Here is a 19,657-nt window from a genome sequence, read left to right as displayed (position 1 = left end):
ACGGCGCCAAGCAATGAACATAAGCACCATGAGATGGCGGGAGCGTGACGCAATCATTCATTGCGCACAACTGTTCACCGCCACACGGCCCGATTTTGACCGAGATTTCCCGACCGATGATTGCCCAGCTGTCGCCCGCCACTGCATTGACCGCCGATTACCAGAAGTTCCTCAAAGCCCTGAAAGCCAGTGGTTTTCGTGGCGAGATCAGCGCCGATTACGCCAGTCGCGTGGTGCTCGCCACCGACAACTCGATCTACCAGCGCCTGCCGCAAGCGGCAGTGTTTCCGAAGGATGCCGAGGACGTGGCGCGGGTCGCGCGGCTGATTGCCGAACCGGCCTATCAGCAAGTGGTGATCACTCCACGTGGCGGCGGCACCGGCACCAACGGCCAGTCGTTGACCGATGGCATCGTCGTCGACCTGTCGCGGCACATGAACCGCATTCTGGAAATCAACGTCGAAGAGCGCTGGGTGCGGGTGCAGGCCGGGGTGGTCAAGGATCAGCTCAACGCCGCGCTGAAATCAGCCGGGCTGTTTTTCGCCCCGGAGCTGTCGACCTCCAACCGCGCCACCGTCGGCGGCATGATCAACACCGACGCCAGCGGCCAGGGCAGTTGCACCTACGGTAAGACCCGCGACCATGTGCTGGAACTCGACATGGTCCTGCGCGGTGGCGAGCGTCTGCACGGCGCAGCGCTGGCGGAAGACGACCTGACAGCGCTGTGCGCCCGTGAAGATCGGGTGGGTGAAGTTTATCGCTGTGCGCGGCAGATCATTGATGAGCAGGGCGAGCTGATCAAACAGCGCTTCCCGGATCTCAACCGCTGCCTGACCGGCTACGACCTGGCGCACCTGCGCGAGGCCGACAACCGCTTCAACCTCAACAGCGTGCTGTGCGGCGCCGAAGGCTCGCTGGGGTTTGTGGTTGAGGCGAAGCTCAACGTACTGCCGATCCCCAAACACACGATGCTGGTGAACATTCGCTACGCCGGGTTCATGGATGCGTTGCGCGATGCCCGGGCGCTGATGGCGCTCAAGCCGCTGTCGATTGAAACCGTGGATTCCAAGGTGTTGCTGCTGGCGATGCAGGACATCGTCTGGCACGGCGTCGCCGAGTACTTCCCGGAAAGTGCCGAGCGGCCGACGCTGGGGATCAACCTGGTGGAATTCTGCGGCGACGATCCAGAGGATCTGCAACGCCGGGTCGAAGCCTTCCTCGAACATCTGAGCAGCGACGCAACAGTTGAACGCTTGGGGCATACGCTGGCCGTCGGCCAACCGGCGGTGAACAAGGTCTATGGCATGCGCAAGCGTGCGGTGGGCTTGCTGGGCAACGTTGCCGGTGAAGCGCGGCCGCAGCCGTTCGTTGAAGACACCGCCGTGCCGCCGCAGCATCTGGCCGAGTACATCGCTGAACTGCGCGATCTGCTCGACAGCCACGGTTTGCAGTACGGCATGTTCGGCCACGTCGATGCCGGCGTGTTGCACGTACGGCCGATTCTCGACATGAAGGATCCGCAGCAAGCGGCGCTGGTGCGCCCGGTGTCCGACGGCGTCGCGGCGCTGACCCAGCGTTACGGCGGCCTGTTGTGGGGCGAGCACGGCAAAGGCCTGCGCTCGGAATACGCGCCGGCGTTTTTCGGTGAGCTGTACCCGGCGTTGCAAGCGTTGAAAGCCGCGTTCGACCCGTTCAATCAGTTCAACCCGGGCAAGATCGCCACCCCGGCCAATACCGCTGCGGCGTTGCTGAAAATCGACGAAGTGACCCTGCGCGGCGAACTCGATCGGCAGATCGATGAAAAAGTCTGGCAAAGCTACGGTGCGGCCATGCATTGCAACGGCAACGGCGCCTGCTACAACTTCGATCCCGACGACGCCATGTGCCCATCGTGGAAAGCCACCCGCGAGCGTGCGCAATCGCCCAAGGGTCGTGCATCGCTGATCCGCGAATGGCTGCGTTTGCAGGGCGAGGCAGGGGTGGATGTGCTGTCGGAGGCGATCCGTCGTCCGGCATTTTTCCGCAACCTGTGGACACGCTGGCGCAACAGCCGCGCGCAGGATGCAGACTTTTCCCATGAGGTGTACGACGCCATGGCCGGCTGCCTGGCGTGCAAGTCCTGCGCGGGACAGTGCCCGGTCAAGGTCAACGTGCCGGAATTCCGTTCGCGTTTCCTTGAGCTGTATCACAGCCGTTATCTGCGCCCTGCGCGGGATTATCTGATTGCCTCGCTGGAGTACAGCATTCCGTACATGGCGCGGATTCCGGCGCTGTACAACGGTTTGATGGGCGCAACCTTTGTGCGCAAACAGTTGGAGCGTCTTGGCGGCATAGTCGATGTGCCGTTGCTCAGTCGCTTTGATTTCCACGCTGCGCTGCGCCGCTGGAAGGTGCAGCCGGCGACGGTTTCCACGCTGTCGGCGCTGACCCCAGCCCAGCGCGAGCGCAGTGTGGTGCTGGTGCAGGATGCCTTCACTCGTTACTTCGAAGCGCCGCTGCTAGCGGATCTGCTGGAGTTGATTTCACGACTTGGCTATCAGGTATATCTGGCACCGTTCAGTGCCAACGGCAAGCCGCTGCATGTGCAGGGTTTCCTGTCGGCGTTCAACCGCGCGGCGCTGCGCAATGCCCGGCAACTGCGTGAACTGGCCGATGTCGGTGTGCCGTTGCTGGGACTGGACCCGGCGATGACGCTGGTCTATCGCCAGGAATACCTGAAAGTGCCCGGCATGGACCACTGCCCGGAAGTCGCGCTGGTACAGGAATGGCTGCTCAAGGTGATGCCGGAGCAGGCTACTGCCGATGCGGCCCGGTCATTCCGTCTGCTGGCACACTGCACCGAGAAAACCAACGCGCCGGCCGCCACTCGCCAGTGGGAACAAGTGTTCGAGCGAGTCGGGCTGAAACTGGCGACGCAGGCCACCGGCTGCTGCGGCATGTCCGGCACCTACGGCCATGAAGCGCGCAACCGCGAAACCTCGGCGGTGATCTACGAGCAATCGTGGGCGCGGCAGGTCGAAGCCCCGGCGGATCAGGGCGAAGCACTGGCCACCGGCTATTCGTGCCGCAGTCAGGTCAAGCGCCAGTCGGATCGGGCGCTGCGCCATCCGTTGCAGGTGCTGCTTGAGGTGGTGCGTCGCTGAGCGGTTCGTCGTCCGGGGCATTGTCCCAGATCAGCCGTGGGTCGAAACTCATCGCCGAGAGCATGGTGAACACCACCACCATGCCGAAAAACAGGATGCCCGGGCGTGGTTCGATATCGCCCAGCGCCTGGAATTTCACCAGCGCCGCGACCAGGGCGACCACCAGCACGTCGAGCATCGACCAGTAGCCGATCAGCTCGACGAAACGGTACAGCTTCGAACGCTCACGGCGCGCCCAGTCGCTGCCCCGCTGCACGGTGATCAGCAGCAGCGACAGGGCGACGAATTTGATCCCCGGCACCGCGATGCTGGCGATGAAAATGATCAGTGCGATGTCCCACGCGCCGCCCTCCCAGAACTCCAGCACGCCGCTCATGATCGTGCTGTCGGCGCCGTTGCCGAGCATCACCGTGTTCATCACCGGCAGTAGATTGGCCGGCACGTAAAACGCCAACGCGGCGAACAGATAGGCCCAGGTGCGCGTCAGGGAGTTGGTCTTGCGCCGATGCAGCGGCGCATCGCAGCGCGGGCACTCGTGCGGCTCGTCGGTCATGTCACAGGCCAGACCACAGCTGTGGCACAGGCACAGATTCAGTTCGCTGGCGGTCGCGGGTCGCTTCATAGAATGTCCCACAGATCACGAATGTCGCGGCCGGCAATCCGGATCATCATCAGGCTCAGCACCGCCAAAGCGAACAGGCCGATACCCGGCAGCACATCGAGCAGCCCGGCCAGTTTGAATACCGCGACCATCGCCCCCAGCAGACACACTTCGAGCATGCTCCACGGACGCAGGGTTTCCAGCCAGCGCATGCACAGCTTGAAGCCCGGCGCCCGGCGCGATGACAAGGCGAAACTCAGCACCCAGATCAACAGCACCAGTTGAAACGCCGGGGCGATGATGATCGAAATCGCCGCGACCATCGCCATGAAGGTGATCGGCCCCTGACTCAGCGCCAGTACCGAATCCCACAGCGTCGCGCTGTTCTTCAGGCCCTTCATGCTGATGCTCATCACCGGATAGAAATTGGCGAACAGCCACAGCATCGCCGCAGTGAAACTCAGGGCCAGCCGCTGCTCGACGGTCAAGCCGTTGTAGCGCTGCAGCACGCCGCCGCACCGCACGCAGAGGGTTTTCTGGTGTTTGCCGAGCACGACCTTTTCGTACACACAGTCGCAATGCTCGCAGATGATCAGGTGTTCGGTTGAGGTCATGGGCAACGCTCGACAGCAGGCGCAAAAGCGCAGGGGGCGCCTGATCACTATAGAAGCCTGACGTGATTGGGCAAATGGCGTTTGGCTTGGGAATCGACTTTTAGTGTTATAGAGTAACGCGAATTTTTGGCGGGGCGTGCGGTTGCGATCCCCTGATTCATTTGCTCGTTGGCGAAATCTCCATGACGATTGTGTGTACCCGTTCCAACCCGCTGCCGACCGGCCGCTTGCTGTCCATTGATGCGTTACGCGGTCTGGTCATCCTGTTCATGCTGCTGGATCACGTGCGTGAAACGTTTCTGTTGCACCGTCAGGTGTCCGACCCGATGGACATCGCCAACACCGAGCCGGCGTTGTTTTTCAGTCGCACGTTGGCGCATCTGTGCGCACCGGTGTTCGTGTTGCTGACCGGATTGTCTGCGTGGCTGTTCGGCGAGAAGTACGCGGGCAAGGCCGATGTCAGTGCCTTCCTGTTCAAGCGTGGGCTGTTTCTGGTAGTGCTGGAATTCACCTTGGTGAACTTTGCCTGGACGTTTCAGTTGCCGCCGAGCGTGATCTATCTGCAGGTGATCTGGGCGATTGGCTTGAGCATGATCGCGTTGTCGCTGCTGGTCTGGTTGCCACGCTGGTTGTTGCTGACGTTGAGTCTGGCGATCATTGCCGGGCATAACCTGCTGGACGGGCTGCATTTCGCGCCGGAGTCGGCACTGCATGTGCCATGGGCGATCCTGCATGATCGGGGCTGGATCGAGGTCGGTGACAGTCTGCGCTTGCGCACTTCTTATCCGCTGTTGCCGTGGATCGGCGTGATCGGTCTGGGTTATGCGCTGGGCCCATGGTTTGCCCGTGCGGCCGACGCCGGAGTTCGTCAGCAGTGCCTGTTGCTGGCTGGTATTGCCGGACTGCTGGGTTTCGTCGGACTGCGGCTGCTCAACGGATACGGCGAAAAGCCTTGGGCGGTTGAAGACACGACCGTGCAAACGCTGATGGCGTTTTTCAACATCACCAAGTACCCGCCATCGCTGCTGTTCATCAGCCTGACGGTGAGCATCGGATTGCTGTTGTTGCTGGTGTTCGAACGGCTGCAGACCCGGCGCTGGATTCGCTGGCTGACGGTCTTCGGTTCTGCGCCGATGTTCTTTTATCTGCTGCATCTGTACGTGCTGAAGGTGCTGTACCTGATGGCGCTGGCTCTGTTCGGACTGAATCAGGGTAGCCATTTCGGATTCGACTCGGTGCCGGCAATCTGGCTGGTGTCGGTGCTGCTGGCGGTGGCGCTGTACCCGGCGGTGCGCTGGTTTTCCGCGCTGAAATCGCGGCGCCGCGATATTGCCTGGCTGAAATATCTGTAAGCCCTAGTGACTACTGCGCTCGCGCGCGAAGTCGATAAAAGCCTTGAGCGGCGCCGGTACGTGGCGCCTGCTCGGGTAGTACAGATGCAGGCCCGGATAGTAGGGGCACCAGTCGGCCAACAGCTGAATCAGACGCCCCGATGCCAAGTGTTCGCTGACCATGTCATCGAACACATACGCCAATCCCAGACCTTGCAGTGCAGGGCCGACCATCAAGCTGACGTCGCCCAGGGTCAGCGGGCCGTTGACCTCGATTTCCTGGGCAATGCCATCGCGTTCGAATTCCCAGCGATACAGCGTACCACTGGGGTAGCGGTGGCGCAGGCAGGGCAAATCGCGCAGATCTTCGGGTTTTTGCGGCGCAGGATAGCGTTCGAGGAATGCCGCCGAAGCCACCACCACCGAACGCATCGCCGGGCCAATCGGCAGCGAGACCATGTCGGCCTGCAGTCGATCGCCAAAGCGCACGCCCGCATCAAATCCGCCAGCGACGATATCCAGCAACGCTTCGCTTTCGACCACCTCCATGCGAATGTCCGGATACGTCTGCAAGAACTCGCTGGCAATCGGCAGCAATACCAGTTCGCACGCCTGGCGTCCGCAGGTGATACGCAGGTTGCCGGTGGGTTTGTCGCGAAAATGGTTGAGGTCTTCCAGTGCATCGTCAATGTCGCGGAACGCCGGTTTCAGGCGCGCGTAAAAGCGCTCACCGGCCTCGGTCAACGCCACGCTGCGGGTGGTGCGATTGAATAGACGCACACCGAGGCGATTCTCCAAAGCCTTTACCGAATGGCTCAGGGCTGACGGGGTGAGCCCGAGTTCGACGGCGGCCTTGCTGAAATTCAAGTGCTGCGCCGTACAGAGAAATACGCAAAGGTCTGCCGCTGAGGGTGATTTCATCTGTGAATCCCTTTCACAAAGTCATGCAAAATTGCTGGGATTATCGCATCAATCTAACGGCCTTAAAGTCGCAGCCTGGCAATTTCTTTAAAGGATGAATGCATGACAACGGTCGCTCATCAACCAGGCGCGCATAACAAGGTGCTGATCCTCGCGGCCGTGTGCCTGTCGGCATTGGTACTGCCCTTGAGTTTTACCGGTGGCGCGGTGGCGACGCCCGCCATTGGTCGTGATCTGGGCGGCAGCCCCGTGGCCCTGACCTGGATCACCAATGCGTTCATGTTGTCATTCGGCAGTTTGCTGATGGCGGCGGGAGCGTTGGCCGACGTCTATGGGCGTAAACGCCTGTTCAGCTTCGGCATGTTGCTGTTCACCGCAGCATCGATTGCGCAGAGCCTGGCACCGTCGGTGTACTGGCTGGATGGGCTGCGTGCAGTGCAGGGCGTGGCCGGTGCTGCGGCGTTGGCCAGCGGCTCAGCGTCGCTGGCGCAAGAATTCGAAGGCCATGCGCGAACCCGCGCGTACAGCGTACTCGGCACCACATTCGGCATCGGTCTGGCTTTCGGGCCGCTGCTGGCCGGTGCGTTAATCGAGGCGTTCAGCTGGCGGGCGATTTTTGTTTTCACCGCGCTGATCGGCGTAATCGCCATGGTCTTCGGCCTGCCGCGCATGCGCGAAAGCCGCAACCCGGATGCCACGGGACTGGATTGGCCGGGCACGATCACCTTCAGTGCGATGTTGGCGCTGCTCACCTTCGGCGTGATTCAGGCCCCGGAAAGCGGTTGGGACAGCGCGCTGGTGGTCGGTCTGCTGGGCGCTTCGGCATTGTTGCTGGGGTTGTTCGTGATGATCGAAAGGCGCGTCAAACATCCGATGCTCGATCTGACCCTGTTGCGTTTTCCGCGCTTCATCGGCGTGCAGATGCTGCCGATCGGCACCTGTTTTTGCTACATCGTGCTGGTGGTGATGTTGCCATTGCGCTTTATCGGCGTGGAAGGCTTGAGCGAAATCGATGCCGGCCTGCTGTTGCTGGCGCTGTCGGCGCCCATGCTGGTGGTACCGATGCTGGCGGCGTCGCTGACCCGGTTTGTCTCGGCGGGGATTCTCTCGGGGATCGGTTTTCTGATCGCTGCGGTGGGCTTGCACGGGTTGAGCCTGTACAACGTCGGCGAGCCAAAATCCGCCTTGGTCATTGCGATGCTGTTGATCGGGATTGGCACCGGTTTGCCGTGGGGCTTGATGGATGGTCTGTCGGTCAGCGTCGTGCCGAAGGAGCGCGCGGGGATGGCGGCGGGGATCTTCAATACCGTGCGCGTGGCGGGTGAGGGTATTGCGCTGGCGGTGGTGGGCGCCGTGCTGACTTCGCTGCTGCATACCGATCTGACGGGTACAGTGGCAGGCAGTGTCGATGCGGCGTTGATTGCCGAGACCGCGCACCGCGTCACCACGGGGGACATGGCGCATGCGCTCAACACCGTTCCGGGGCTGGCCAAAGAGCGTCTGGTGCAGGGTTATGCCACGGCGTTTCAGTACCTGTTGCACATCCTGACCGGGATCACTCTAGCTTCGGCGGCAGTGGTGCTTGGGCTGTTGAGCAAGGATCGGGCGGTTACGCAGCCGCAAAAAACAGCGCCCGACTTGCTATAGCGGTGTGTGCGGAATTTTCGAGTGTGGGAGCGGGCTTGCTCGCGAAGGCGTCAGGTCAGTCACTATCAATGCTGAACATGCCGGCCCCTTCGTGAGCAAGCCCACTCCCACCAGTGCGTGTTGGAGTCCTGATTATTTACGATCCAGCCACACCGTCTGCGCGTTGCAGAACTCGCGCACGCCGAAGTGCGACAACTCGCGACCGAAACCGCTTTTCTTCACGCCGCCGAAAGTCACGCGCGGGTCACTGGCCGAATAGCCATTGATGAACACGCCTCCGGTTTCCAGTTCGCTGCTCAGTTGCTGGGCCAGCGCGACGTTGGCGGTGTAGATCGTCGCGGTCAGGCCGAAGTCGCTGTCGTTGGCCAGGGCCACGGCGTGGGCGCAATCGCGGGCAGTGATGATCGATGCCACCGGGCCGAACAGTTCCTGTTTGAACGAGGTCATGCGGTCCGTGACATCGGCCAGCACGGTCGGCTCGTAGTAGTTGCCCGGGCCTTGGGCCTTACCGCCGCCGAGCAGCAGGGTGGCGCCTTCTTCGAGGGTGTCGCGCACTTGCTGGTCGAGTTCATCACGCAGATCGAAACGCGCCATCGGCCCGATGTAGGTGTCGGCGGACAGCGGATCGCCGACTTTCAATTGACGCGTGGCCTCGACGAATTTGCGGGTGAACTCTTCGACCACGCCTTCTTCGATGATCAGGCGCTTAGCGGCGGCGCAGACCTGGCCGGAGTTCTGGTAGCGGCCAATCACGGCGGCCTGCACGGCTTCGTCCAGATCAGCGTCATTGAGCACGATGAACGGATCGGAACCGCCCAGTTCCAGCACGCATTTCTTCAGCGCGGCACCGGCCTGAGCACCGATGGCCATACCGGCGCGCACGCTGCCAGTCAGGGTGACAGCGGCGATGCGCGGGTCGGCGATGGCGCTGGAAACGCCTTCCGGGGTGACGTTGATCACTTCAAACACGCCATCGGCGAAACCGGCGCGCTTGAACGCGTCGCGCAGCAGGTAGGCGCTGCCCATCACGTTCGGCGCATGCTTGAGCACGTAGGTGTTGCCGGCGATAAGCGCCGGAACGGCACCGCGCAGCACTTGCCAGATCGGGAAGTTCCACGGCATCACCGCGAGGATCGGGCCGAGTGGTCGGTACTCGATACGCGCCTTGCCGCCTTCAACCTGAGTCGGTTCGGCGTCGAGCATGGCCGGACCGTTTTCCGCGTACCACTCACAAAGCTTGGCGCATTTCTCGATTTCGCCACGGGCCTGGGCGATCGGCTTGCCCATTTCCAAGGTGATCATGGTCGCCATGGCTTCGGCGCTGTCGCGCAGAGCGCCGGCGAGGGCGGTCAGGGCGCGGGAGCGATCCTGCAGCGGCTTGCGTTTCCATTTCGAGAAACCGAACGCGGCGCGGGTCAACGCGGCGTCGAGGGCTTCGGCGGATTCAAAGGCGTAGTGACCGATCTGTTCGCCGGTGGCGGGGTTGATCGAGATGGCGTGGGTCTGGCTGGAAATCTGGCTCATGGCTGGCTCCTGCGAGTTCAGTGGATGGGCCTAGAGTAGGGTGGCGTTTGTTTTCTGGAAACTGAATAATAAAGATCGTTTCTTTCACGATTGGAGAATGACTGTGGATCTGGTGCAGCTGGAAATCTTCAAGGCCGTTGCCGAGCACGGCAGCATCAGCGCCGCCGCGGCGCAGATTCATCGCGTGCCATCGAACCTGACCACGCGGATCAAGCAGTTGGAGCAGGACTTGGGCGTTGACCTGTTTATCCGCGAGAAAAGTCGTCTGCGTTTGTCGCCCGCCGGCTGGAGTTTTCTCGAATACGCGCGGCGCATTCTCGATCTGGTGCAGGAAGCGCGGGCCACGGTCGCCGGTGAAGAACCGCAGGGCGCATTTCCCCTCGGTTCGCTGGAAAGTACCGCCGCCGTGCGCATCCCCGAACTGCTCGCGGCGTACAACCAGTTGCATCCCAAGGTCGATCTGGATCTGTCGACCGGCCCGTCCGGGACAATGATCGACGGCGTACTCTCCGGACGATTGGCGGCGGCATTCGTCGATGGCCCGGTGCTGCACCCGGCGCTGGAAGGTGTGCCGGCGTTCGAGGAAGAGATGGTCATCATCGCGCCACTCAATCACCCCCCGGTGCGGCGCGCGGCGGATGTGAACGGCGAGAATATCTATGCGTTCCGCTCCAACTGCTCCTATCGGCATCACTTCGAAAAATGGTTCAGCACCGATGCTGCCGTGCCGGGCAAGATTTTCGAAATGGAGTCGTATCACGGCATGCTTGCCTGCGTCAGTGCAGGGGCCGGGCTGGCGCTGATGCCGCGCAAGATGCTGCAGAGCATGCCTGGCAGCGCAACCGTGAGCGTGTGGCCGCTGGCGGCGGATTTTCGCTATCTGACCACCTGGCTGGTGTGGCGCCGGGGCACGGTGTCGCGCAGCTTGAGCATGTTCGTGCGTTTGCTGGAGGAGCGCGGGGTGGTGCGTGCGGAAGAGTAATTAACACGTTGTGTCATGACTGTATCTTGATCGGCGTTTCGCAATATAAAAAACTATACAGCGTAGCCATGAGGAACAAGCAAATGAGTGCAGCCCTGAGCGGAAAAGAAGCAGTCGGTGAGCGGTTTGTGCTGGAAACGATGCGTCATGCGCAGGGCCTGACCTGGAACGCCGTTGACGCCATCGCCCAGGTGATCAAGCCCGGCATGCGTGAGTCCGAAGCCCAGGAGCGGGGCAAGCAGATTCTCGCCGAACTGGGCATGGACCGCATCTGGCATCCACTGCTGATTCGCTTCGGCGCCAATACGCTGAAGGCGTTCAAGGAGCGTTCCGAAGGCGATCCGGTGCTCGGTGACAACGATATTTTCTTCATTGACATGGGCGTGGTCTGGCAGGGGCACGAAGGCGATGCCGGCGCAACCTTCACCACCGGCTCCGATCCGGAAATGATCGCCTGCGCGGCGGCGTCCAAGGAGCTGTTCAAGCGTGTCGAGGCACTGTGGCGCCAAGGCGTGAGCGGTGTCGAACTTTATCGCTATGCCAGCGATCAGGCTGAAGCCATGGGCTGGAAACTCAATCTCGATATCAAGGGCCACCGCGTCAGCGATTTCCCTCACGCGATCCATCGCGGCGGCAATCTCGGCGATTTCGACCAGACGCCAAATGCCGGGGTGTGGATTCTGGAAATCCAGATCGCCCACCCGCAGCGACCGTTCGGCGCGTTTTATGAAGATCTGTTGATCTGATTGTCACGGCGTACCGTTTCTGCCGTACAGGCGAAAGCCTTCGCGTTGGCTCAGACGCTGGTAATACGCGCTGACGGCGGGATAGTCCGGATGCGCGAGCGGCGTTTCGAACCAGCGGTTGACTGACAGCCCGATGGGGATATCGGCGAGGGAAAACCGGTCGCCACTGACGTAGGCGCCAGTCTTCTGCAACTGTTGATCGAGGATGCCCATGGTCTGCGACCACTGCTCGATGCCCTTGGCCAGAGCGGCGCTGTCCTGATAATTCGCTGACTGGCGCACCAGCGACATGAATGCATACGACCACGACCGGTTCAACTCCGACGCTTGCCAGTCGATCCACTGATCGACCCGCGCACGAACTCGCGGCTCGGCGGGGTAGAGGTCTGCGCCGCCATAGTTGCCCGCCAGATAACGAATGATCGTGTTCGATTCCCACAGGGTGAAATCGCCGTCCTGAATCACCGGCACCATGGCGCAGGGGTTGAGGGCGAGAAACTCCGGGGTGTCGGTGGGTTTGAAGCTCGAGCCCCAATCCTCACGCTCGAACGGGATCTGCAGTTCAGCGCAGGTCCACAGCACTTTGCGCACGTTGATCGATGACGCCTTGCCCAGAATTCGCAGCATGAGTTTTCCCTGTCTCGTGGGTGCCTGTCGGGGCAACAAGAAATACCACACCACAACGCAGAAGGCCCGCGCATGGCGGGCCTTCTTTTTACATCGAATCAATCTCAGTGACTGCCCACCAGTTTCCCGCCCATCATCCGCCGCCGATAGGCGCTGTCACGATTGGCCAGCCAGAAGTACAGCGGCGACGTCACCAGCAACCCCACCAGCCACGACAGGTCCGCGCCGTTGATGTGCGCCGACACCGGGCCGACGTACAGCGGGGTGTTCATGAACGGGATCTGCACCGCAATGCCGATCGCATAGGCCAGCAACGCCTGCGGGTTGTAACGTCCGTAGATGCCACCGTCGACCTGGAAGATCGACTGGATGTCGTACTGGCTCTTGTGAATGGCGTAGAAGTCGATCAGGTTGATCGCCGTCCACGGCACCAGCACCACCAGCAGCACCAGCACCATGTCGACGAAGTGGCCGATGAAGTCCTTCGACGCGCCGACGGCGGCGAAGCAGCAGGCCAGCAGCACGATGATCGAGATCACCGCACGGCTCTTGGCGGTCGGAATCCAGCGATAGGCAAAGGTCTGCACCAGGGTGATCAGCGACAGCACCGCGCCGTACAGGTTGAGGGCGTTGTGGCTGATCACGCTGAGCAGGAATAGCACCAGCATCAGTGGGCCAATCGAGCCGGTGGCGATTTTGACCGCGTCCATGGTGTCCATGCCCACGGGTGTCGCGAGCACGGCGACGGCACCGAATATGAACGCCAGACTCGAGCCCAGCGCCGAACCCAGATACGTGGTCCAGAATGTCGACGAGACTTTGACGTCGGCCGGCAAGTAACGCGAATAGTCGGACACGTAAGGCGCAAACGCGATCTGCCACAGCGCGGCGAGCGACACGGTGGCGAGCCAGCCGGAAAGGTTGAAGCTGCCGCGGGTGAGGAAGTCGTCGGTTTGAATATGGGTGAAGATGTAGCCGAAACCGACGACGATGCCGATCCCCAGCACCCAGGTGCCGATGCGGTTGAGCACGTGGATGAAGCGGTAGCCGATGATGCCGATGATCCCCGAGCCGAGGGCGCCGATGACGATGCCGACCGGCACCGGCACGCTGTCGACCACGCCGTGCAGCGACTTGCCGGCCAGCACGATGTTGGAGGCGAAAAAGCCGATGTACATGACCCCGGCAATCAGCACCACCAGCAGAGCACCGAGCGAGCCGAACTGTGCGCGGCTCTGGATCATCTGCGGAATGCCCATCTGCGGGCCTTGCGCCGAGTGCAGCGCCATCAGCACGCCGCCGACCAGATGACCGACCAGAATCGCGACGATGCCCCAGACCAGATTCAAGTGGAACAACTGCACGCCCAGCGCGCCGGTGACGATGGGCAACGGCGCGATGTTGCCGCCGAACCACAGCGTGAACAGATCCCTGACCTTTCCGTGGCGATCTTCGGGGGGCACGTATCCTATCGTGTGTTTTTCAATGAGCGGCGCGGATGTTGTTGCAGAGGTGGACATGACGAACTCCAAGGCAAGGATGAGTACGTGGACGTACTTCGGTAAGCGCCGACACGGACGGCGCATTTCTTGTTGAAGCGATCATGTGCAAAGGTCCGGGATAGATAAATTAGTAAGTTTGTTGCTTCAGACCTTAAAAAATATATGCCGCGTGTAATGCGTAGCTCCGGTATGTTCAGGCTTCACTCTGTCCTGGATTTACACAGTTTTGTGGTGAGGAGATTTATCCCCGATGGGCTGCGAAGCGGCCCCTCTTTTGACTTTAGAAACAGGGGCCGCTTCGCGCCCCATCGGGGATAAATCCCCTCACCACAGAACCCCTGACTACAGATAAATGTCCTGACAACAGATAAATCTCCTCACCACAAAAGCGTTGTCTCACTTGCAGAGGTTTTTATATGGCCGCCTACAACCTGCGCCAGCTCAAATACTTCGTCACCACCGCCGATTGCGGCAGCGTCGCCGAAGCCTCGCGCAAGCTCTATATCGCCCAGCCGTCGGTCTCCACCGCGATCAAGCATCTGGAAGAAAGCTTCGGCGTGCAGCTGTTCATCCGTCATCACGCCCAGGGCGTGTCGCTGACGCCCAGTGGTTCGCGGTTTTATCGCAAGGCGCTGGAATTGCTGCGAGTGGCGCATGAGTTCGAGCAGAACGCGCTGGCGGACAACGATGTGGTCTCGGGGCAGATCGATATCGGCTGTTTCGAAACCGTAGCGCCGTTGTACCTGCCGCGCCTGATCGCCGGGTTCAAGCAGCGCTGGCCGGGCGTGGAAATCCGTATTCGCGATGGCGAACAACAGGAACTGGTGCAGGCGCTGACCGCCGGCAGCATCGATGTGGCGATGCTCTTTGAACATGACCTCGACACCACCATCGACACCACGCCGCTGATGCCGCCGCAGCAGCCCTATGCGTTGCTGCCGGCCGACCATCGCTTTGCACAACAGGCTAAAGTCTCGCTGCACGATCTGGTGCTGGAACCGATGATCCTGCTCGACGTGGTGCCCAGCCGCACCTACTTCGTGAGCATCTTCGAAGAGCGCGGACTGACCCCGCACATCGTCTTCAGCTCACCGTCGATCGAGATGGTGCGCGGCATGGTCGGGCGCGGATTCGGCTTTTCGATTCTGGTGACCCGACCGTTCGGCGAGTACACCTACGACGGGCAGAAAGTGGTGTGCGTACCGCTGGCGGAAACCGTGACCGGCTCGGGCTTGTCGGCAGCCTGGCTGCGTCGGGTACAACTGACCAAACCGGTGCAGTTGTTCGTTGATCATTGCCGTGAGGAATTGGCCCGACTGCACGCTTGAAGGCAGGCAGTCAGGCCGAAAGGATCAGGCGCGAATCGAGGCCAGCATCCGTTGCAGCATCGCATCGCAGGCATCGAGTTGTGCGCGGCTGACAAACTCGTCCGGTTTGTGCCCCTGATCCATGCTGCCGGGGCCACAGACCACGGTGGGAATACCCGCCGCATCGAACAGCCCGCCCTCGGTGCCGAACGCCACGGTGCCGTATTCCCGTGAACCGCAAAACGCCGCAATCAGCGCCGCCGCCTGACTCTGCGCATCGGTAGCCAGGCCGGGATAAGCCGACAGCTCACTGAAACGAATCGCACTGTGCTTACTCACTGCCCGCATGCGCGGCAGCACTTGCTGCTCGGCGTAAGCTTGCAACTGTTGTGCGACCTGGGTTGGATCCTGCGAGGGCAGGGCGCGGATTTCGAAGTCGAAGCGACAGTCGGCAGGGACGATGTTCAGCGCTTTACCGCCGCTGATCACTCCGGTCTGCACCGTGCTGTAGGGCGGATCGAAACGCTCGTCGTGATGCTCGGGCGCCTTCAGTTGCTGGCCGATGCGCCCAAGCTCACCGATCAGCTCGGCGGCGTACTCGATGGCGTTGACCCCCAGCGGTGCGTAGGCCGAATGACACGGATGGCCGTGCACGTCGCAGCGCATCGCCAGTTTGCCTTTATGGCCGAGCACCGGTTTCAACTCGGTCGGTTCACCAATGATGCACAGCAGCGGTTTGACCGGCCGCTGCTGCAGCTCGGCGAGCAACGAGCGCACCCCGAGGCAGCCGACTTCTTCGTCATAGGACAGGGCGATGTGCACGGGCATGCGCAGCTCTGCAGCGACCAGCGCCGGCACCAACCCCAACACGCAGGCGATGTAGCCCTTCATGTCGGCAGTGCCTCGCCCGAACAGCTTGCCGTCGTGTTCGCTGAGTTCGAACGGCGCTACTGTCCAGGGTTGACCATCGACCGGCACCACATCGGTGTGCCCCGAGAGCACGATGCCCGGTTGCTCCGCCGGGCCAATGGTCGCGAACAGGTTGGCCTTGCTGCGCTCGGCGTTGTAGATCAGCTCGCACGGCACATCGAAGCCTGCGAGGTAGTCGCGCACGAACTCGATCAGTTGCAGATTGGATTCGCGGCTGGTGGTGTCGAAGCCCACCAGCGTCCTGAGCAACCCGACGTTGTTCATCGATCATCCCCGGCAACGCCATAACCCGGCGCCTTGGCCGGATCGAGGGCGCGGTCGATGTAGTCCTGCAACTGCGGCTGATAGGCGTCCCAGAGTTTTTGCAACTGGCCGATCGGGTCTGCGTCTGCCCAATCAACGCGCAAATTGACGATCGGCCAGGTCTGTTCGCCGACCACCACCACGGCCGCCGAATGCACCGGCCCGGCTTCGCCACCGAGGGCTTGTGCGGCGTGCAAGGCCTCAAGCAAGCGGTCGGCCAACTGGCCTTCGCCGTCCTCAAAGGCACTGACCATCGCTTCGATTACCGAGCGCCCGGCGAGCATGTTGCCGGCGGCCACGCATTGTTCGCCGGAGACCGCGTTGTGCACGCCGAGGGTTTGCGCGCCGCTGAAATGCGCGGTCTGGCCGAGGTGGTTGATCGCGGTGATCTGCCGGTATTGGCTGTAGCCGTTGCGAGTCAGCACCTGGTCCAGCGCAGCGTCGGGCGCGTGGCCTTGCTCCATCAATGCAAGGACTTCCGGGCCGAGGGATGGCAGGGTGATATTCTGGCTCGACACCGCGCCAACCCCCGGCAGCAACCACGGGCAGCGTGCGCCGACGGCGATGCTGGAGGAACTGATGGCGACACCGAACTGGCCGGTTTCGGGGCAACGGGCTGCGATTGAAAAGGTCATGGTCTAACTCCTTGTGTGTCTGGGCCGGCCTCTTCGCGAGCAGGCTCGCTCCCACAGGGGATTGCATTTCAATGTGGGAGCGAGCCTGCTCGCGATAGCCGCGACTCGGTCTGCCGACTTACTCGGGAATCACCGCCACCACATCAATCTCCATCAGCCACTGCGGCTGCCCCAGTGCCGACACCACCAGCCCGGTGGAAATCGGGAACACGCCTTTGAGCCACTTGCCGACTTCCTGATACACCGGCTCGCGGTAGCGCGGGTCAATCAGGTAGGTGGTGGTCTTGACGATGTGGCTCATGTCGCTGCCGGCTTCCTCCAGCAACTGTTTGACGTTGCGCATCGCCTGTTCGGCCTGTGCGCGCGGATCACCGAGGCCCACCAGATTGCCGTCGAAATCGGTGCCGACCTGACCCCGCACATACACGGTGTTGCCGGCGCGCACGGCCTGGCACAAATCGTTGTCCAGGGTCTGGTTCGGGTAGGTGTCCTTGGTGTTGAACATACGGATGCGGGTGTGGGTTGGCTTGCTCATGTACAGCTCCAGACTGAGTGTTCAGCGGCGCACCGGGCACCGCCGCGAAAGAGGGCAATCAAGCGTCGACGGTATCGGCGGCCTTGGTGCTGGCGGTCGAATGCAGGGCGGCTTCACGCTGCTCGGCATCCTTGTAATCGAGGTATTTACGCTGGGTGGCGATGTGGTCGGCCACGTGTTTGGCGTCATGCCACACGCCCCAGATGAACGACGAACCTCGCCGCGACTGCCATGGCAGCCCGAGGAAATACACCCCCGGCTCGCTGGACACGCCGCGCTGGTGCTGCGGTTTGCCCTTGTCGTCAAACGCTGCAACCTGCAGCCAGGAATAATCCACGGCGAACCCGGTGGCCCAGATGATCGAAGTGATCCCGGCTTCGGCCAGATCCAGATCGAGCAGCGGATCTTTCACGCAATCGGGATCCGGATAGGTTTCGCGCGCCTCGGGTTCTTCGGGAAGATCCAGGCCATTGCGTTCGATGTAGGCATCGGCGGCATCCAGCAGGGCGAGGTAGTTGTCATCGCCACGCTTGAGGTTGTCCACCAGGTCCTGCTTGAAGGTCACCACGCCGTTGCTGAACGACTCGGTCACGCCGACGAGGGTCATGCCGCGATGGGCCAGACCACGAAAATCGATGGTGCGCCCGCCATGGGCGCCGCTGACCGCGATGGTCACGTGCTCACGACCGGGTTTCATCGCTGCCTGATCCCACTCGCCGAGCACCCCCAGCCACCAGCAGAAATCACGGTTGCGATAGGCACGCGGCGGACGGTCATGCGCACCGACCGACAGATAAACCTGCTTGCCGGAACGCTGCAGTTCATCGGCGATCTGCACGCCCGACGACCCGGCACCCACCACCAGCACCGCGCCTGCGGGCAGTTGCTGCGGATTGCGATAGTCAGCGGAGTGGATCTGCAACAGACGCGGGTCTTGCGGGGCGATCGGCGGGATCACCGGGCGCTGGAACGGGCCGGTTGCCGCGACCACGCGGCTGGCCTCGATCACGCCTTCGGAGGTCTCGACGGTGAAGCCCGGACGCCCGACATTGCGCACCACGCTTTTGACCTCGACCCCGGTGCGGATCGGCGCGTTGAATTTCTTCGCGTAGGCTTCGAAGTAGTCCGCCACGCGCTCCTTATGGGCGAAACCGTCGGGATCGACATCATCGAATTCCAGCCCCGGGAAGCGGTCGTGCCACGCCGGACCGTTGGCTACCAACGAGTCCCAGCGCCCGGTGCGCCAGCGTTCGGCGATGCGACTGCGCTCCAGCACCAGATGCGGCACGCCGAGTTTGCTCAGGTGCTCGCTCATCGCCACACCGGCCTGTCCGGCCCCCACGACAAGCGTGTCTGTTTTTATTATTTCAGTGGTCATTTCTACATCCTTCCTGGCAAGGCAAGTGGATTCGGATCGCTTCAGGCTTGTCCGTTTTGCTTGCGGTCAGACTAGGCAGGAGGGGGGTATCGGTAAAATATTATTAAGCTGGGATGTGAATACAAATTGCTGAAGCAGAAGGGGCGAAGCCAGTAAAAACGCGGCTTGCAGGACAGGGGGAGGGTTGTCCCGGGCAGGAAAACCCGGGACAGGAAGGTGAAAATTCACTTTAAGGGGGGGGAGCGTCGCGTCAGTTACCGTCGGCGACCTTGCGTTCGATTTCATCGGTCTTGCGCTTGAGTTCTTCGGCGTCCTGTTCCTTTTCGCGAATGGACGTCGGTGTAATCACCTCATCCACGGCGCGGGTGTCGTCGTCGCTGTCCTGCAGATCGCGGCGCACCACATCCACCGGTTTACCCGAGGAATCGAGCGATGGTGCGTTATGCGGGGTTGCAGGCTTGCTGTCGTCGGTGCTTTTCATTTCTCATACCTCCATTGACTTACAACGTTGGATACGACGACATGACACGAGTTCGAGAAATTTCACGGGTGACCGCTGCCACCCTCGGCTGTGCGCTGCTGATCGCTGCCAATTCAGCACACGCCGCCAGTTTCGACTGCGCCAAGGCCCAAGCGGCAGACGAAAAAGCGGTCTGCGCCAACCGCACGCTGAACGATCTGGACGTAACCATGGGCGAGTTGTTCAGCCTCGACAAACGCCTGCTGCCGATGGGCGGGCGCGATGCTTTGATCGGTGAGCAGCAGGACTTTCTGAAAAGCCGTCAGGCCTGTGGCGCGAAGGTTGGGTGTTTGACTGGTCTGTATCAGAAGCGGGTTAACGCGCTGCGCAGCATCATCGAGACGCGGGTGATGACGCAGGGGCCGTTTTGACGGACTGGTTGACCCTCCGGGCGATGCATAGCAGCATCCC

At 61.7% G+C, this 19,657-nt stretch carries 18 protein-coding genes; 7 read left to right on the top strand and 11 right to left on the bottom strand.

Annotation, left to right across the window (positions count from 1 at the left end; genetic code table 11):
* Window positions 1–116 precede the first annotated feature (116 nt).
* On the top strand, window positions 117–3,143 hold the full coding sequence (gene ydiJ, locus ACOYXG_RS15560) for a D-2-hydroxyglutarate dehydrogenase YdiJ (RefSeq protein WP_460358482.1): 3,027 nt from the start codon (window positions 117–119) through the stop codon (window positions 3,141–3,143).
* On the opposite strand, the gene ACOYXG_RS15555 is transcribed toward ydiJ, so the two are convergent.
* Together ACOYXG_RS15555 and ACOYXG_RS15550 are read right to left on the bottom strand one after the other, a co-directional pair.
* Window positions 3,076–3,765, bottom strand: a complete 690-nt coding sequence (locus tag ACOYXG_RS15555) for a paraquat-inducible protein A (RefSeq protein WP_027612991.1) — start codon at window positions 3,763–3,765, stop codon at window positions 3,076–3,078. The genes ydiJ and ACOYXG_RS15555 overlap by 68 nt on opposite strands.
* Complete coding sequence (locus ACOYXG_RS15550; protein WP_003225887.1) at window positions 3,762–4,358, bottom strand: paraquat-inducible protein A; 597 nt, start codon at window positions 4,356–4,358, stop codon at window positions 3,762–3,764. Before ACOYXG_RS15550 ends, ACOYXG_RS15555 begins: the two co-directional genes overlap by 4 nt.
* Before the next feature lie 182 nt (window positions 4,359–4,540).
* Between ACOYXG_RS15550 and ACOYXG_RS15545 the strand changes: the two genes are divergently transcribed.
* The gene (locus tag ACOYXG_RS15545; RefSeq protein ID WP_460352665.1) at window positions 4,541–5,710 is read left to right on the top strand and encodes a DUF1624 domain-containing protein; all 1,170 of its coding nucleotides are present in this window, start codon (window positions 4,541–4,543) and stop codon (window positions 5,708–5,710) included.
* A 3-nt stretch (window positions 5,711–5,713) separates the two neighbouring features.
* Here the strand turns inward: ACOYXG_RS15545 and ACOYXG_RS15540 are convergent, their stop codons facing one another.
* Window positions 5,714–6,610, bottom strand: coding sequence for a LysR family transcriptional regulator (locus tag ACOYXG_RS15540; protein WP_460352663.1), 897 nt, complete (start codon window positions 6,608–6,610; stop codon window positions 5,714–5,716).
* 102 nt (window positions 6,611–6,712) lie between these two features.
* On the opposite strand from ACOYXG_RS15540, the gene ACOYXG_RS15535 reads away from it, so the two are divergent.
* Entirely contained in the window at window positions 6,713–8,257 is a 1,545-nt protein-coding gene (locus ACOYXG_RS15535; RefSeq protein WP_460352661.1) for an MFS transporter, read from the top strand.
* 132 nt (window positions 8,258–8,389) lie between these two features.
* Here ACOYXG_RS15535 and ACOYXG_RS15530 read toward each other — a convergent pair whose 3' ends face one another.
* The gene (locus ACOYXG_RS15530; RefSeq protein ID WP_460352659.1) at window positions 8,390–9,781 is read right to left on the bottom strand and encodes an aldehyde dehydrogenase family protein; all 1,392 of its coding nucleotides are present in this window, start codon (window positions 9,779–9,781) and stop codon (window positions 8,390–8,392) included.
* Between the two features lie 103 nt (window positions 9,782–9,884).
* On the opposite strand from ACOYXG_RS15530, the gene ptrR reads away from it, so the two are divergent.
* Complete coding sequence (gene ptrR, locus ACOYXG_RS15525) at window positions 9,885–10,763, top strand: putrescine utilization regulator PtrR (RefSeq protein WP_097090372.1); 879 nt, start codon at window positions 9,885–9,887, stop codon at window positions 10,761–10,763.
* An 83-nt stretch (window positions 10,764–10,846) separates the two neighbouring features.
* Window positions 10,847–11,509 carry a M24 family metallopeptidase gene (locus ACOYXG_RS15520; protein WP_460352657.1) on the top strand — a complete coding sequence of 221 codons (663 nt, stop codon included), beginning with the start codon at window positions 10,847–10,849 and terminating at the stop codon, window positions 11,507–11,509.
* 3 nt (window positions 11,510–11,512) lie between these two features.
* Here the strand turns inward: ACOYXG_RS15520 and ACOYXG_RS15515 are convergent, their stop codons facing one another.
* Window positions 11,513–12,136 (bottom strand): glutathione S-transferase family protein, encoded by a 624-nt coding sequence (locus ACOYXG_RS15515; protein ID WP_460352655.1) that lies wholly within the window; start codon window positions 12,134–12,136, stop codon window positions 11,513–11,515.
* A gap of 104 nt (window positions 12,137–12,240) precedes the next feature.
* Window positions 12,241–13,656, bottom strand: coding sequence for a purine-cytosine permease family protein (locus tag ACOYXG_RS15510; RefSeq protein WP_460352653.1), 1,416 nt, complete (start codon window positions 13,654–13,656; stop codon window positions 12,241–12,243).
* A 398-nt stretch (window positions 13,657–14,054) separates the two neighbouring features.
* On the opposite strand from ACOYXG_RS15510, the gene ACOYXG_RS15505 reads away from it, so the two are divergent.
* Complete coding sequence (locus ACOYXG_RS15505; protein WP_095136462.1) at window positions 14,055–14,966, top strand: LysR family transcriptional regulator; 912 nt, start codon at window positions 14,055–14,057, stop codon at window positions 14,964–14,966.
* 24 nt (window positions 14,967–14,990) lie between these two features.
* On the opposite strand, the gene argE is transcribed toward ACOYXG_RS15505, so the two are convergent.
* The 5 genes from argE to ACOYXG_RS15480 all read right to left on the bottom strand — a co-directional run bounded on the left by argE (window position 14,991) and on the right by ACOYXG_RS15480 (window position 19,207).
* A complete protein-coding gene (gene argE, locus ACOYXG_RS15500) occupies window positions 14,991–16,139 on the bottom strand; it encodes an acetylornithine deacetylase (RefSeq protein WP_460352651.1) in 1,149 nt (382 codons plus the stop codon).
* Entirely contained in the window at window positions 16,136–16,813 is a 678-nt protein-coding gene (locus ACOYXG_RS15495) for a DUF1028 domain-containing protein (protein WP_460352649.1), read from the bottom strand. Before ACOYXG_RS15495 ends, argE begins: the two co-directional genes overlap by 4 nt.
* 118 nt (window positions 16,814–16,931) lie before the next feature.
* A complete protein-coding gene (locus ACOYXG_RS15490; protein ID WP_003225869.1) occupies window positions 16,932–17,348 on the bottom strand; it encodes a RidA family protein in 417 nt (138 codons plus the stop codon).
* 58 nt (window positions 17,349–17,406) lie between these two features.
* Entirely contained in the window at window positions 17,407–18,726 is a 1,320-nt protein-coding gene (locus ACOYXG_RS15485) for a flavin-containing monooxygenase (protein WP_460352647.1), read from the bottom strand.
* A 250-nt stretch (window positions 18,727–18,976) separates the two neighbouring features.
* A complete protein-coding gene (locus ACOYXG_RS15480; RefSeq protein ID WP_460352645.1) occupies window positions 18,977–19,207 on the bottom strand; it encodes a hypothetical protein in 231 nt (76 codons plus the stop codon).
* Between the two features lie 41 nt (window positions 19,208–19,248).
* Between ACOYXG_RS15480 and ACOYXG_RS15475 the strand changes: the two genes are divergently transcribed.
* Window positions 19,249–19,617, top strand: coding sequence for a lysozyme inhibitor LprI family protein (locus ACOYXG_RS15475; protein WP_460352643.1), 369 nt, complete (start codon window positions 19,249–19,251; stop codon window positions 19,615–19,617).
* The last annotated feature ends 40 nt before the right edge of the window (window positions 19,618–19,657 follow it).

It is taken from the genome of Pseudomonas sp. G3-39 (genome assembly GCF_054790485.1).
This window is presented reverse-complemented; position numbering and strand designations above follow the sequence as displayed.

What these genes read in the sequence shown, in the direction of transcription:
- ACOYXG_RS15550 (WP_003225887.1), bottom strand. Translation starts at nt 4,358, where the DNA reads ATGACCTCAACCGAACACCTGATCATCTGCGAGCATTGCGACTGTGTG.
- ACOYXG_RS15535 (WP_460352661.1), top strand. Translation starts at nt 6,713, where the DNA reads ATGACAACGGTCGCTCATCAACCAGGCGCGCATAACAAGGTGCTGATC.
- ACOYXG_RS15555 (WP_027612991.1), bottom strand. Translation starts at nt 3,765, where the DNA reads ATGAAGCGACCCGCGACCGCCAGCGAACTGAATCTGTGCCTGTGCCAC.
- ACOYXG_RS15520 (WP_460352657.1), top strand. Translation starts at nt 10,847, where the DNA reads ATGAGTGCAGCCCTGAGCGGAAAAGAAGCAGTCGGTGAGCGGTTTGTG.
- ACOYXG_RS15490 (WP_003225869.1), bottom strand. Translation starts at nt 17,348, where the DNA reads ATGAGCAAGCCAACCCACACCCGCATCCGTATGTTCAACACCAAGGAC.
- ACOYXG_RS15510 (WP_460352653.1), bottom strand. Translation starts at nt 13,656, where the DNA reads ATGTCCACCTCTGCAACAACATCCGCGCCGCTCATTGAAAAACACACG.
- ydiJ (WP_460358482.1), top strand. Translation starts at nt 117, where the DNA reads ATGATTGCCCAGCTGTCGCCCGCCACTGCATTGACCGCCGATTACCAG.
- ACOYXG_RS15495 (WP_460352649.1), bottom strand. Translation starts at nt 16,813, where the DNA reads ATGACCTTTTCAATCGCAGCCCGTTGCCCCGAAACCGGCCAGTTCGGT.
- ACOYXG_RS15540 (WP_460352663.1), bottom strand. Translation starts at nt 6,610, where the DNA reads ATGAAATCACCCTCAGCGGCAGACCTTTGCGTATTTCTCTGTACGGCG.
- ACOYXG_RS15485 (WP_460352647.1), bottom strand. Translation starts at nt 18,726, where the DNA reads ATGACCACTGAAATAATAAAAACAGACACGCTTGTCGTGGGGGCCGGA.
- ACOYXG_RS15515 (WP_460352655.1), bottom strand. Translation starts at nt 12,136, where the DNA reads ATGCTGCGAATTCTGGGCAAGGCGTCATCGATCAACGTGCGCAAAGTG.
- ACOYXG_RS15530 (WP_460352659.1), bottom strand. Translation starts at nt 9,781, where the DNA reads ATGAGCCAGATTTCCAGCCAGACCCACGCCATCTCGATCAACCCCGCC.
- ACOYXG_RS15475 (WP_460352643.1), top strand. Translation starts at nt 19,249, where the DNA reads ATGACACGAGTTCGAGAAATTTCACGGGTGACCGCTGCCACCCTCGGC.
- argE (WP_460352651.1), bottom strand. Translation starts at nt 16,139, where the DNA reads ATGAACAACGTCGGGTTGCTCAGGACGCTGGTGGGCTTCGACACCACC.
- ACOYXG_RS15545 (WP_460352665.1), top strand. Translation starts at nt 4,541, where the DNA reads ATGACGATTGTGTGTACCCGTTCCAACCCGCTGCCGACCGGCCGCTTG.
- ACOYXG_RS15505 (WP_095136462.1), top strand. Translation starts at nt 14,055, where the DNA reads ATGGCCGCCTACAACCTGCGCCAGCTCAAATACTTCGTCACCACCGCC.
- ACOYXG_RS15480 (WP_460352645.1), bottom strand. Translation starts at nt 19,207, where the DNA reads ATGAAAAGCACCGACGACAGCAAGCCTGCAACCCCGCATAACGCACCA.